Origin of the sequence: Clostridium cibarium, assembly GCF_014836335.1 — a bacterium.
In the GTDB taxonomy this organism is placed as follows: domain Bacteria; phylum Bacillota; class Clostridia; order Clostridiales; family Clostridiaceae; genus Clostridium; species Clostridium cibarium.
In genome coordinates this window covers 98,025-111,866 of record NZ_JACSRA010000008.1, presented here as the reverse complement: position 1 = coordinate 111,866, position 13,842 = coordinate 98,025, and the positions used below count along the sequence as shown (strand labels likewise).

15 protein-coding genes are annotated in these 13,842 nt (G+C 41.4%); 14 read left to right on the top strand and 1 reads right to left on the bottom strand.

Annotated elements, in window-relative coordinates; translation table 11 throughout:
• Positions 1–4 precede the first annotated feature (4 nt).
• Positions 5–235 (bottom strand): helix-turn-helix domain-containing protein, encoded by a 231-nt coding sequence (locus H9661_RS06920; protein WP_063442196.1) that lies wholly within the window; start codon positions 233–235, stop codon positions 5–7.
• 202 nt (positions 236–437) lie between these two features.
• Between H9661_RS06920 and H9661_RS06915 the strand changes: the two genes are divergently transcribed.
• The 14 genes from H9661_RS06915 to H9661_RS06850 all read left to right on the top strand — a co-directional run bounded on the left by H9661_RS06915 (position 438) and on the right by H9661_RS06850 (position 13,679).
• Positions 438–2,306, top strand: coding sequence for a helix-turn-helix domain-containing protein (locus tag H9661_RS06915; protein ID WP_163200651.1), 1,869 nt, complete (start codon positions 438–440; stop codon positions 2,304–2,306).
• Positions 2,307–2,778: 472 nt separating this feature from the next.
• Positions 2,779–3,312, top strand: a complete 534-nt coding sequence (locus H9661_RS06910) for an ECF-type sigma factor (RefSeq protein ID WP_243150913.1) — start codon at positions 2,779–2,781, stop codon at positions 3,310–3,312.
• A 46-nt stretch (positions 3,313–3,358) separates the two neighbouring features.
• Positions 3,359–3,577 (top strand): hypothetical protein, encoded by a 219-nt coding sequence (locus H9661_RS06905; RefSeq protein ID WP_000682242.1) that lies wholly within the window; start codon positions 3,359–3,361, stop codon positions 3,575–3,577.
• Positions 3,552–3,875, top strand: coding sequence for an rRNA biogenesis protein rrp5 (locus H9661_RS06900; RefSeq protein WP_163200649.1), 324 nt, complete (start codon positions 3,552–3,554; stop codon positions 3,873–3,875). The genes H9661_RS06905 and H9661_RS06900 overlap by 26 nt, the downstream gene beginning before the upstream one ends.
• Positions 3,868–5,016, top strand: coding sequence for a DUF2800 domain-containing protein (locus tag H9661_RS06895; protein WP_163200648.1), 1,149 nt, complete (start codon positions 3,868–3,870; stop codon positions 5,014–5,016). Before H9661_RS06900 ends, H9661_RS06895 begins: the two co-directional genes overlap by 8 nt.
• Positions 5,009–5,554, top strand: coding sequence for a DUF2815 family protein (locus H9661_RS06890; protein WP_163200647.1), 546 nt, complete (start codon positions 5,009–5,011; stop codon positions 5,552–5,554). Before H9661_RS06895 ends, H9661_RS06890 begins: the two co-directional genes overlap by 8 nt.
• A gap of 72 nt (positions 5,555–5,626) precedes the next feature.
• A complete protein-coding gene (locus tag H9661_RS06885; RefSeq protein ID WP_163200646.1) occupies positions 5,627–7,561 on the top strand; it encodes a DNA polymerase in 1,935 nt (644 codons plus the stop codon).
• Between the two features lie 94 nt (positions 7,562–7,655).
• Entirely contained in the window at positions 7,656–8,408 is a 753-nt protein-coding gene (locus tag H9661_RS06880; RefSeq protein ID WP_163200645.1) for a phage antirepressor KilAC domain-containing protein, read from the top strand.
• Positions 8,408–8,842 carry a DUF7768 domain-containing protein gene (locus tag H9661_RS06875; protein WP_055742211.1) on the top strand — a complete coding sequence of 145 codons (435 nt, stop codon included), beginning with the start codon at positions 8,408–8,410 and terminating at the stop codon, positions 8,840–8,842. The genes H9661_RS06880 and H9661_RS06875 overlap by 1 nt, the downstream gene beginning before the upstream one ends.
• Positions 8,839–11,205, top strand: coding sequence for a virulence-associated E family protein (locus tag H9661_RS06870; RefSeq protein WP_163200644.1), 2,367 nt, complete (start codon positions 8,839–8,841; stop codon positions 11,203–11,205). The genes H9661_RS06875 and H9661_RS06870 overlap by 4 nt, the downstream gene beginning before the upstream one ends.
• Before the next feature lie 222 nt (positions 11,206–11,427).
• The gene (locus H9661_RS06865; RefSeq protein WP_137743042.1) at positions 11,428–11,709 is read left to right on the top strand and encodes a VRR-NUC domain-containing protein; all 282 of its coding nucleotides are present in this window, start codon (positions 11,428–11,430) and stop codon (positions 11,707–11,709) included.
• Positions 11,690–13,051 carry an SNF2-related protein gene (locus H9661_RS06860; RefSeq protein WP_341480411.1) on the top strand — a complete coding sequence of 454 codons (1,362 nt, stop codon included), beginning with the start codon at positions 11,690–11,692 and terminating at the stop codon, positions 13,049–13,051. Before H9661_RS06865 ends, H9661_RS06860 begins: the two co-directional genes overlap by 20 nt.
• A complete protein-coding gene (locus tag H9661_RS06855; protein ID WP_264371224.1) occupies positions 13,048–13,269 on the top strand; it encodes a hypothetical protein in 222 nt (73 codons plus the stop codon). The genes H9661_RS06860 and H9661_RS06855 overlap by 4 nt, the downstream gene beginning before the upstream one ends.
• On the top strand, positions 13,266–13,679 hold the full coding sequence (locus H9661_RS06850; RefSeq protein ID WP_000987998.1) for a DUF1492 domain-containing protein: 414 nt from the start codon (positions 13,266–13,268) through the stop codon (positions 13,677–13,679). The genes H9661_RS06855 and H9661_RS06850 overlap by 4 nt, the downstream gene beginning before the upstream one ends.
• Positions 13,680–13,842 lie beyond the last annotated feature (163 nt).

Genomic DNA, 13,842 nt, shown 5'->3' with positions numbered 1-13,842 from the left:
TAGCTCACTCCTTTGTATTTGGTGGGGGTTCCGTAGTTTTTTCAATTTCCATAATATCAGAAATATCGCAGTTAAGTGCTTTACATACTTTTATTAAAATGTCAGTATTAACATTTTCATTTTTGCCAAGCTTAGCCATTGAAGCTGTACTAATTCCAGCTGCTTCTCTTAAGTCCTTTTTTTTCATGTCTTTATCAATAAGAAGTTTCCACAGTTTTTTATAACTTATGGACATATTATCACCTCGCCTTAGTACCTCGCCTAAAGTTAATAAATAAAGTTTATCACAAAATTAGTGAAGCAACAATTAAAATTTACGAACGCAAAATAAATATTGTGGTAGGCATAATATGTGCTATAATTTACCTATGAACTAATGTTTGAATAGTAAAATTACTTAAAGATATTAATTTCATATGGGGTGAGGAGGGAGTGCCTTGGCTGGTAATCGTTCTTTTAAAGATTACGTGGCTGATAGATTCTATAATGAGATATTTTCTGCCATACAAACCTATGCAACGGATAATTGTGAAGATTTAGACTTACGGTTATACAGGGTTCGAAACATTGGCGGCATAGAATTGTCAGATGTAGAAGTTAAGTTTGTGTCAGTTAATGACTTACCGGACATGAAAATAGAATTTGATGTTGCTGTTGAAGCAGAATTTGAAGTCCGAGAATCAGATTATCACTATGATGAATCGGAAAATTGCCGGCAATGGTTTATGCTGGAATGCTCAGGAGATTTAGATTGTAATTTGGATGATTTTTCAATCTCCAGTATAACTGAGTATACTAGCAAAAATAAGCAGCCAAAACCTATGTCAGACTCCCTTGTCCCTATCATTCATAAGGAACAACTAGAATCTGTTGCTACAGACTTCCTTAGAAGACATTACCCTGAAGCATTAAAAACCCCGATGGCAGTTGAGCCACAGGTGTTGGCAGAAAAAATGGGCCTTACAGTAGAAATGCGAGAGATTACAAAGGATTTCTCTGTTTTTGGACAGATATACTTTCACGACTGTGATGCAGAATTTTATGATGAAGATAGCGATGAAATGGTACAGACCCGTGTGAATGCTCGTACAATAATCGTGGACCCTAAAGCTTACTTCCTTCGTAATCTGGGGTCAGTCAATAATACTATTGTGCATGAGTGTGTTCATTGGGATCAACATAGAAAAGCATTTGAATTGGAGCGGTTATATAACAGCAGTGTCACACGAATAAAGTGTCAGGTAGTCGGGGGTATAAAAGACAATACCAGAGATGCAACTGACTGGATGGAATGGCAGGCGAATGCCCTTGCTCCAAAGATACAAATGCCACTAGCCATGTTTAAAACCCAAGCATTTAAGTTTATAAAGCAATTCCGTACAGAACTTGGAACATCAGAACTTATAGATGTAATGGAGCCAGTTATTGACGCATTAGCAACGTTCTTCAGCGTATCTCGGACAGCGGCTAAAATCCGAATGATTGATGTTGGATATGAGGAAGCAATCGGAACCTTTACTTACATAGATGGTCGCTACGTCAAGCCCCATAGATTTAAGAAGGGTGTGCTTGAAAGAAATCAGACCTTTTCTATAGGCGCAGAGGATGCTGCCATCCAAAGCATAACCAATCCAGAAATGGCCGCTTTAGTTAGGGACGGAAGTTATATATATGTAGATTCCCACTTTGTTTTAAACCATCCAAAATATATAACACAGGATATATTTGGACAGACCGTACTTACTGACTATGCACGAACCCATATGGAAGAGTGCTGCTTGGTTTTCGAGTTATCAGTCAAATCCGGGTGTAAGGAAAGATACTATACTGAATGTTTTCTCAACCGCGATAAGACATCGAATATAGATTTTGATATAAAATATTGTAATGGTTTTGAGCATTCATCTCCAGAAAAGAAGGCTCAAATACTGGCTGAAACATTAGCGGAAGAAATGAGAGTCTATAATGAATTGCCAAATAGTTATACCAGCTCTCTCAAAATAGTACGTGAGTGGAAAAAAGTAACTTATAAAGAATTAGCAGAGAAAATATTGGTCAACGAGCGTACCATAAGACGAATCGTTAATGGTGAGGAACCGGGATCGATTAATTCCATAGTATTAATCTGCCTTGGACTTCATCTACCGCCAAATATTAGCAGTCATATAATTCGCAACTCACCATTTTCATTGAACTTCAATAACAATAGTCATATTTGGTATAACTTTGCATTGACTCATCTATATGCAAAATCGATGGATGAGATTAGAAAGTTTTTACAGGAACATGGCGCAGAGCCATTATAAAATTCAATAATATTTTTGAAAAAGCGGACACAGGATGTCCGTTTTTTAGTTATTAAATAAGTAAGCCATGCATGAATCCTTTTAAGGGTTTGTGAATGGCTTTTTTTATTGTTCTTTTTAGGTGTTTTTGTTGGGAAATGCGTCATTTTGAGCCTGAAATTAACGGGCATGAGGTGTCCGCCAAGGCTGTCCAATTCTCACCTACAATAATGATAGATGAAGGAAAGGTCCTTCGTAGTTAGCAAGAATTAGACCATTCCTCGTCTACAAAAAAATATCAAATGCCTGATTTGCAATAAGGGCAAAGGATACATATTGCAACGTTTCAGTCCGTTTAGGATTGTTATGCGTTGCAATAGAAGTACCTTACCTTGTTGCGCTCATTTTCAGGACAAAGGGTCTGTGTACTTCGAGGCACAGACCTATTTTTGTATCCTTTGCCGCCAATGCAGTCCGGCGGAAAGGATGCAAAATGAAAATTAGAATTCAACACGAAAACAAATCTATCTACCTAGAGGTACCAGACGAGGACTTCACTTTAATGATTGATGCAGATTACGAGGACAGGCTATCTTCTGTTGAGGACAAGGAAACTGTAACACGCCGTTCCCCACAGGAGATTATGGACGAGCGTTTCAACAAACCTGAGTACAATAACTGGCATAAATTTGATAGGCACAGAGGGATGCCAAAGAAACCATTCCGCAAGGATGATGAATCTGAAGATGCTACGGACCATATGGACTATTTCCCTGATAACACCGATGAAGTGACTCGAGAGAAACAAGTAGAGTATGAATACCTCTGTGAAATTATCCGCAAGACCCTCAAGGAAAAACAAGCAGAGTTATTGATTGCTATATTCCTAGATGGTGTTTCTGTAACAGAGTATGCAGAGCGTGAGGGTGTTAGTAAAAGTGCCATTTCACACCGTTTAGATACAGCTAAGAAGAATTTCAAAAAAGTTTTTCCAGAATCCTCAACTTTCCCCTCTTGCCAGGGCTAATAGGTAGAGGGCAACACATAAACGCTCTCGAAAAGAGGTGAAGAACATGAAACACAATTTGAAAATCAGTGTTTCAAAAACTCCACAATCTGGCGGGATTGTTTCCTGTCGTAATGTCACCATAAGGGAGCGTTTCCTTCGTTTCTTACTTGGTGATAAGCAGAAACTGACTATCCTTGTTCCGGGTGACACCGTTCAGGAACTCGCCATCAGTGAGATTAAGGAGGGAGGATTAAACCATGAGCAAAATCAAACTACTTCTTGATGTGGTTTCTGATATGCGTTCTTTGGCGGACAGTATACAAGCGGTTGCTGATGTAATGGCCGGCAATGAACCTGTGGAAACAAAAGAACCGACTACAATCGTAAAAGAATCTGCGCCAAAGAAAAAGGAAATCACTCTGGAGGAAGTCAGAGCAAAACTTGCTGAAAAAAGTCAGGTTGGCCTTACTGCCCAAGTGAGGGAAATCATCCAAAAATACGGTGGCTCTAAATTAAGCGAAGTTGACCCAAAACATTATGCAGATATGTTGAAAGATGCGGAGGTACTAGGGAATGAGTGATCATGCAGTACTTTCCGCATCAGGGTCCCACAGGTGGCTTAATTGCCTACCATCTGCAAGATTGGAACTGGAATTTGAAAATAGCGAATCCAATGCGGCTGCTGAAGGCACTGCCGCCCACGCTCTCTGTGAACATAAACTTAAAAAAGCACTTCACATGAGAAGTAAGCGCCCTGTCTCGGCTTATAACACCGATGAGATGGAAGAACACAGCGATGCCTATGTGGAATTTGTAATGGAGCAGCTTGAACTGGCAAGGCAAAGCTGTACGGACCCGTTAATACTTATTGAACAACGTCTTGATTTTTCCTGCTATGTACCGCAGGGGTTCGGAACTGGTGACTGCATCATTATTGGAGATAAAAAGCTTCATATTATCGATTTTAAGTATGGCATGGGTGTGTTAGTAGATGCAGTGGAAAACCCGCAGATGAAATTATATGCCCTTGGTGCTTTGGAAATCTACGATAGCCTGTATGATATCGAGGAGGTTTCCATGACCATCTTCCAACCCCGCAGGGAAAATGTCAGCACATGGACAATCCCGGTAAAGGAATTAAAAGACTGGGCAGAAAATGAACTGAAGCCAAAGGCGAAAAAGGCCTATGAAGGCGAAGGTGACTATCTTCCAGGTGAATGGTGTACTTTCTGTCGAGCGGCTGTTAAATGCCGTGCAAGAGCAGAAGAAAAGCTGAAATTAGCACAGATGGAATTTAAACTGCCACCCCTGCTTACGGATTCTGAAATTGAGGAAGTTCTCTCTAAATTGTCCGATCTTACAAAATGGGCAAATGAAATCATTGCTTATGCCACGGATGCTGCCGTTAATCACGGGAAAGAATGGCATGGTTTTAAGGTAGTCGAGGGCAGATCAGTTCGGAAATATAAGGACGAAGGGGCTGTGGCTGAAGCGGCCAAGGCAAATGGATATAAGGACATCTACCGTCAGAGTCTCATAACCCTTACAGAAATGCAGAAGCTGATGGGCAAAAAGAAATTTGAGCAAATTCTTGGTGGTCTCATACATAAACCACCGGGCAAGCCAACGCTAGTTCCAAATTCGGACAAGCGGCCAGCTATGAATATATCAAACGTAAAAAATGAATTTAACGAAATAACGGAGGAATTGGAATATGAATAATCAAAACAGAACGAAGGTTATTACAAGTGTCGACACACGTCTTAGCTACTTTCACGGCTGGGAACCCGTATCCATCAATGGCGGAGCGGAAAAATACAGCGTATCCGTATTGATTCCCAAAACAGATAAGGAAACCATCAATGCTATCAATGCAGCAATAGATGCAGCCATTGAAGAGGGCATTGCAAAGTTTGGTGGTAAAAAGCCGAATAAGGCGGCTATTAAACTGCCACTTCGAGATGGTGACGTAGAACGTGATGACGAGGCTTACAAAGGACATTACTTTGTAAATGCCAACAGCAAGACTCCACCCCAAATAGTAGATAAAGCGGTTAGACCTATCCTGGATCGTAACGAGGTTTACAGCGGTTGTTATGCAAGAGTATCCCTAAATTTCTACGCTTTTAACTCTAATGGCAATAAGGGTGTAGCATGTGGTCTTGGCAACATCCAGAAGATAAGAGATGGAGAGCCTTTAGGTGGAAGAACCAATGCAGCTGATGATTTCACAACTATTGATGATGATTTTCTAGCATAAGGAATAAATACAGACGAGGTGGTGGAGGTTGTTCTTCTGCCACCTCGTTTGCATTGGAAAGGGCGGTAATATATGAATTCTATTTCTATTGATATTGAAACATTTAGTAGTGCCAACCTTCAAAAGTCTGGAGTTTACCGTTATGCAGAGAGTGATGATTTTGAAATTCTACTATTTGGTTATTCGGTGGATGGCGGTGAAGTACAGGTGGTTGACCTTGCCAGTGGGGAGGAAATCCCCGATGAAATTATAAACGCACTTATGGATGATTCCGTTACCAAGTGGGCTTTCAATGCAATGTTTGAGCGTGTGTGTCTATCAAAATGGCTTAACCTTACTGAATATCTTAACCCCGCATCCTGGAAATGTTCCATGATATGGTCGGCATATATGGGATTACCTCTTTCTTTGGAGGGAGTCGGTGCAGTTCTAGGTTTGGAGAAACAAAAGCTAACAGAGGGTAAAGACCTCATCAAATATTTCTGTACACCTTGCTCCCCTACAAAATCTAATGGTGGTCGAGTTCGTAATTTACCAGAACACGACATGGATAAATGGGAGCGGTTTAAAGTATATAACATTCGCGATGTGGAATCCGAGATGTCAATGCAACAGAAATTATCCAAGTTTCAAGTACCAGAGAACATCTGGGAGGAATATCATCTCGACCAGGTAATCAATGATCGTGGCATTGCCATTGACATGACTTTCGTAAAACAGGCTGTAGAGATGGATGAACATTCTCGTGAAAAGCTAATGGCTACGATGCAAGATATAACTAATTTGGAGAATCCAAACTCTGTACAACAAATGAAAGACTGGCTTGCCGACAATGGGCTAGAAACAGATACCCTTGGTAAAAAAGCGGTTGCTGAGATGTTAAAGACGGCTCCTGAACCACTAGGCACTGTTTTGGAACTTCGCCAGCAGCTTGCAAAATCATCGGTGAAAAAATACACGGCAATGGAAAATGCGGTATGTAGTGACGGTCGTGCAAGAGGAATGTTTCAGTTTTACGGAGCCAACAGAACCGGCAGATTCTCTGGCAGGCTGATTCAGTTGCAAAATCTCCCCCAAAACCATATGCCCGATTTGGAACAGGCTCGTGCTTTAGTTCGAAGCGGAAACTTTGATGCTCTTACTTTACTCTATGATTCAATCCCAGAGGTACTGTCGGAACTTATCCGTACTGCTTTTATACCGCGAGAAGGTATGAAGTTCATTGTGGCAGATTTTTCAGCGATTGAGGCTCGCGTCATTGCTTGGCTTGCAAGTGAAAAATGGAGAATAGATGTATTCCAAAACGGCGGTGACATCTACTGTGCCAGTGCCTCTCAGATGTTTAATGTACCTGTTGAAAAGCATGGTGTGAACGGTCACCTTCGTCAGAAAGGGAAAATAGCCGAACTTGCCCTCGGTTATGGTGGATCTGTTGGAGCATTAAAATCAATGGGTGCTTTGGAGATGGGAATTGAAGAAGAGGAACTTCAGCCCCTTGTAACGGCTTGGAGACAATCCAATCCCAATATCACAAAACTTTGGTGGGATGTTGACCGTGCAGTAAAAACTTGTGTTAAGCAAAAAACTCCTACAGAGACACACGGCATTAAATTTATCTATCAAAGTGGAATGCTCTTTATTGTCCTCCCCTCTGGTAGACGGCTTGCCTATGTGAAACCTCGTATGGGAGAGAATATGTTTGGCGGTGAGTCGGTTACTTACGAAGGGGTCGGTGGGACGAAGAAATGGGAAAGAATCGATAGCTATGGACCCAAATTTGTAGAGAATATTGTTCAGGCAATCAGTCGTGACATTTTGTGTCATGCCATGCAGACATTAAAGAATTGTTCTATTGTGGCTCATGTACACGATGAAATTATCATCGAGGCAGATATGGGAATGTCACTTTCCGCTATCTGTGAACAGATGGCTAGGACACCAACATGGGCAAATGGTCTGTTACTTAGCGCTGATGGCTATGAGTGTCAGTTTTATCAAAAAGATTAAAATAAATTTTTTCAAAATCCTCAACAATCATTACCTCCTGTGGCTATTAGGTAGAGGGGTTTCCTCTCTGACTATATTGCAGGAGGTAATTCGTATGGACGAATTAGTAAAAATTAATTATGAAAATCAACGACCAACCGTACTCGGTCGTGATTTACATGAAGCCTTGGAAGTAAAGACCGCTTATAAAGACTGGTTTCCAAGAATGTGTGAGTACGGATTTGAGGAAGGATCAGACTTTAGCTCATTTTTGAGCGAAAGTACTGGAGGCAGACCAAGCATTGACCATCAGTTAACAATTGACATGGCAAAAGAGCTGTGCATGATACAGCGTACTCCAAAAGGGAAAGAGTGCCGTCAATACTTTCTTGAAATAGAAAGAAGATGGAATTCCCCAGAAGCGATCATGGCAAGGGCACTTCAGATTGCCAATCAACAGCTAACTCAAGTAAGGAAACAAAATAAAATGCTTGAAGGTACGATTGCTGTTCAGAATCAGCAAATTGCAGAAATGAAACCGAAAGTGTCTTATTACGATGTGGTTTTAAATTGCAAAGACCTCATTTCCACATCAGCAATCGCCAAAGATTACGGTAAGTCAGCTATTTGGATGAACCGCTATCTTAATAAAAAGGGCATCCAATTTAAACAAGGCGGCATTTGGCTTTTATATCAGAAGTATGCGGAAAAAGGTTACACCAGCACTAAGACTCATAGCTACCTTGGCAGTAATGGGCAACAGCATACAAAGGTCCATACATATTGGACACAAAAAGGCAGACTCTTCATTTACGAACTGATGAAGGCAGACGGTATTTTGCCACAGATAGAAATGGAGGGTGTGTAATGGGAATCAACAAATTTAACCATGAAGGATACCATGACCCAACTCCCCATGAAGCACTGACCAACATAATGAGAAAGGAAAAGGCAGAGAAAAAATCTGCCTTTAAGCCGCTTGTATATATCTGTTCTCCCTATTCCGGTGATGTAGAAGGAAACATTAAAAAGGCTCGCAGTTTTTGCAGGTTTGCTCTAGACCAAAACTGTATCCCAATTGCTCCCCATCTTATGTTTCCTCAGTTTATGGATGATGAAAATCCCGAAGAACGGGAGCTTGCCATATTTATGGACATCGTGCTTATGGGCAAATGCTCCGAGGTGTGGGTGCTGGGCAATACCATCTCAAGCGGTATGGCGAGGGAAATTGAAGTAGCCAAGAAACGCAGACAAACGGTCAGGTATTTTAGTCCGGAGCATGAGGAGGTTGAAAGCTTATGAAAATTGCAGTGGGCAATAGCCGGATGGATAGGAAATGGAAAAACAAAGATATCTCCTGGGTGGATTTTTGCTCCCGTGTAAAGACGACGCAACGTACTACAGAAACGGTAGAAGAATATCGGAAACTTAAAAAAGGTCAACAAGATGATATCAAAGACGTGGGTGGCTTTGTCGGAGGACATTTAAAAGAAGGAAGGCGAAAGAAGGGCAATGTTCTATGTCGCTCTTTGCTTACCCTTGATATGGATTACGGTAGACCGGATATTTGGGAGCAAATCAGTATGCTTTTCGACTACAAATGCTGTGTTTACTCCACTCATAAACATACACCAGAAAATCCGAGACTCAGACTTATCGTTCCCCTTGCTCGTGAGATCAGTGAAGAAGAATATGCAGCCGTTGGACGTATGGTGGCAAAAGAAATCGGTATTGACCTTTTCGATGATACGACATATGAAGCTCATCGCCTTATGTATTGGCCATCTACTTCCTCTAATGGTGAATTTGTCTACGAAGAGCAGGATGGAGCATTACTTGACCCGGATGTTTATCTTTCAAAATATGAAAACTGGCGAGATACATCAACTTGGCCCGTATCAAGCAGGCAGTCTGAAGTTATTAATCGCAGTCTTAAAGAACAAGCAGATCCTCTTTTAAAGGAAGGTGTGGTAGGAACTTTCTGTCGCGCCTATTCCGTTCGTGAAGCAATTGATAAATTTTTAGGTGCAGTTTATGCCCCATCTGCTATGGAAGGGCGTTATGACTATATTCCAGCTGACAGTAGTGCGGGTGTGATTATTTATGATGATAAATTTGCATACAGCCACCATGCTACTGATCCAGCAAGCGGCCTGCTTCTTAATGCTTTTGATCTCGTTCGTATTCATAAATTTGGCTCTTTAGATGATAGAGCTTCCACTACTACGGCTCCTGGCAGGATGCCGTCTTTTGTGGCAATGTGCGAGTTTGCTATAAAAGACGAAGCGGTAAAAGCCGAGTTCGCAAAGGAAAGACAGGCTCAGGCTGAAGAGGAGTTTAGTGATGAGGATTGGCAGACAGGTTTGGAACTAGATAAGCAAGGTCGGATAAAAGACACACTGGATAACATTGTCTTGATTATTCGGCATGATGAGGAATTACAGCATATCGCTTTCAATTGCCACCGTGACGGTATTGATGCCAAAGGTGGTCTGCCTTGGGAACAGATCAAGATGGGTTGGAATGATTCGGATAACGCACTTCTTAAGGTGTACTTAAGCAGCAAATACGGAGTCTATTCCCCTACAAAGACCAAAGATGCTGTGTTAGCTGTAGCGTCAGAACGAGCCTACCATCCTGTTAAGGAGTATCTCGACTCACTGCCAAAATGGGATGGTATTAGTCGAGTGGAAAATCTGCTCATTGATTATTTCGGTGCAACAGATAATTCCTACACAAAAGCGGTGATTCGCAAAACGATGGTTGCAGCGGTAGCACGCATTTATAGACCCGGTACAAAGTTTGATAGTGTTCTAATCTTAAACGGGCCTCAAGGTATTGGTAAGTCAACCTTCTTTGCCAAACTTGCTGGAGACTGGTTTTCAGACAGTTTAACTCTCACGGACATGAAAGATAAATCTGGGGCTGAAAAACTTCAGGGATATTGGTTGTTGGAACTCGGTGAGCTTGCTGGGATGCGTAAGACGGATGTGGAGATTGTGAAGTCCTTTATTTCTAGGGCGGATGATAAGTACCGTGCCAGTTATGGGGTCAACGTGGAAAGCCATCCCCGTCAATGCGTGATTGTAGGTTCTACCAATGCGGAAAGCGGTTTTCTTCGTGATATTACGGGCAACCGCAGATTTTGGCCAGTCCGCATTAGTGGTAACAGTAGAAAGAAAGCTTGGCAGATGACCAAAGAGGAAGTACAGCAGATTTGGGCAGAGGCACTAGTATTATATGAGAAGGGCGAAAAACTCTACCTTGAAGGTGATGATGTAACCATGGCAACCAGTGAACAGGCAGATGCGATGGAAACAGATGAACGAGAAGGACTGGTTCGTACTTACTTGGATACGCTCTTGCCGGATGATTGGGACACGATGTCTTTGTACGAGCGTAGAAATTTCCTCGGCGGTAGCGAATTTGGTGGCGGCACCCGTGTTGGAACAGTAAAAAGGACTCTTGTCTGCAATATGGAGATTTGGTGTGAGTGTTTCGGTAAAGAGGCATCAATGCTAAAGCCTTCAGATTCCTATGCCATCGGTGCCATTATGAGAAAGATCAGTGAGTGGAACAAGTACACTGGGAACAAGAATGGTGTTGTGACGTTTCCTGTCTACGGAAAGCAACGAGCTTATTCCCGAGTCGAGGAACAAAACTAAGTTGTACCTTACCTTGTTCCCATACTGGTTCTTTCCCTAAAGCTAGTAACGATAAGGAAAATCAACGGTTCGGAACAAGTGGAACAAGAAGTATCCTATTTATTTATAAATAGTAAAAAGAAGTAATAGTAGCCTGTGCATACACGCATACGCGCGCGTATAGGAAAAATGGGTCAAAGTTGTTTTCTTGTTCCGAGCTTTTTATATGGGAGGTAGGTATTTATGCTTGAAAAATATATCGAAAAGAAACTGGTGGCTGAGGTAAAAAAGATGGGAGGCATTGCGGCGAAGTTTGTTAGCCCAGGTTTAGATGGGATGCCAGACCGCATAGTGCTTTTACCATATGGGAAGATGGCTTTTGTGGAATTAAAGGCTCCGGGAAAGAAACCTCGCCTGTTACAGATTAGAAGAATAAAGCAATTACAGAAGTTAGGCTTTGCCTGCTATGTCATTGATGATGTTAAGCAGATTGGAGGGATACTGGGTGAAATACAATCCTCATAAATATCAGACCTATGCAACGAACTTCATTCTAGAGCATCCCATTGCTGCGGTGTTTTTAGAAATGGGTCTTGGCAAAAGCGTCATTACTCTAACGGCTATATTTGACCTATGTCTTGATCGTTTTGAAGTTGGAAAGGTTCTGGTTATTGCTCCACTTCGAGTAGCTAGGGATACTTGGCCAGCTGAGATAAATAAGTGGGAGCATTTAAAAGGACTCAAGTTTTCGGTAGCAATCGGTACAGAGCAGGAGCGATTGGCGGCTCTAAGGAAGCCTGCAAGTGTCTATCTTATAAACAGAGAAAATGTTGACTGGTTGGTAAACAAAAGCGGTATTCCTTTTAATTTCGATATGGTGGTCATTGATGAACTATCATCTTTTAAGTCCTATGGCGCAAAAAGGTTTAAAAGTTTACTAAAAGTAAGACCGAGGGCAAAACGGATTGTGGGTCTTACGGGTACACCCTCCAGTAATGGATTAATGGATTTGTGGGCAGAGTTTCGTATTCTCGACATGGGTAAAAGACTCGGCAGGTACATAACACACTACCGCAATTCCTACTTTACACCGGATAAACGAAATCAGCAGATTGTGTTTTCATATAAGCCATTGCCAGGTGCTGAAGATGCCATATATCGGCTCATTTCAGATATTACCATTTCCATGAAGTCGGTAGATTTTCTCAAAATGCCAGAATGCGTGATCAATGAAGTACCTGTCTATCTATATGAAAAAGAACAATCAGTATATGATCACTTTCGTGAAGAGATGGTCCTTGAATTTGGCGATGAAGAAATAGATGCCATGAATGCAGCTGTCCTTTCAGGCAAACTTCTACAAATGGCAAACGGTGCTATCTATGATGATGATAAAAACCCCCATATTATCCACGACCGCAAGCTAGATGCTCTTGAGGATTTAATTGAAGGTGCTAACGGCAAACCTGTGCTTATTGCCTATTGGTATAATCACGATTTAGAGCGTATTAAGGCAAAATTCAATGTCAGAGAAATTAAAACTTCCAAGGATATTAAGGATTGGAACAACGGTGATATTTCTGTGGCAGTTATCCATCCTGCATCAGCGGGGCACGGTCTCAACTTACAAAGTGGAGGTTCAACGCTTATCTGGTTTGGACTTACTTGGAGTCTGGAACTCTATCAACAAACAAATGCGAGACTTTGGAGACAAGGACAAAAAGAGACAGTAGTAATCCATCACATCATTACTAAAGGCACAATCGATGAAGATGTGATGGGAGCCTTGAAACGAAAGGAAAAGACACAATCCGATCTTATTAATGCGGTCAAAGCAAATCTTGGGAAAGCGAGGGATGCCGTATGATGGATGCATTTGAAAAACTGGCAAATGCCATTATTCTTCAGGCAGTTAAGGATTATCGTTTTGCACTGAAAAGACTAGCAAAACACCCTCGCAATGATTCTGCTTTATATACGAAACGTGAGGTGGAGTGCTTCTTTCATTCTGAATTGTTCAATGTCCTTACCTCTCTAAACCCTGACATGTTAATCCAACAGCTACAAGAGGAGGTGGTGCGATGATGACAGCTAAGGAATTCTTAAAACAGGCCTATCGTCTGAATGAATTGATTAATTCCGACCTTGAAGAGTTACAAAACTTAAGGGAACTATCAAGAAGTGTTTCATCCCCCGTTCTTGAGGAAAAAGTCAGTCGAACCAAGTGTACTGACCCACCCTTTGAAAAGTATGTGATTAGAATAGTAGATTTGGAGCAACAGATACAACAAGAGGTTGAACGGTTAGTAAAGCTTAAATCAGATATCCGTGAAGCAATTAACCAGATGGAAAACGTAGATGAGAAGCTGATTCTTCGCTACCGATACATTAACTTTCTTAACTGGGAAGAAATCTGTGTTAACCTTAATGTTTCTATGAGAACCGTGCATAGACTCCATTCATCCGCTTTGCAACATTTAAAGGTTCCAAAATAAAAAGGAGTAACCGGAAAATAGTGCAGGAAGAGGGTTAAAAGGCCCTCTTCACCATTACCTTAGTCATTGTATGAAAATTACAGTGATTTAAATAATTAGTTTCTCCTTTTTAATGATTATTAAATTAAAATGAGCTGTCAAAACAACAACTCATTGCTTACCC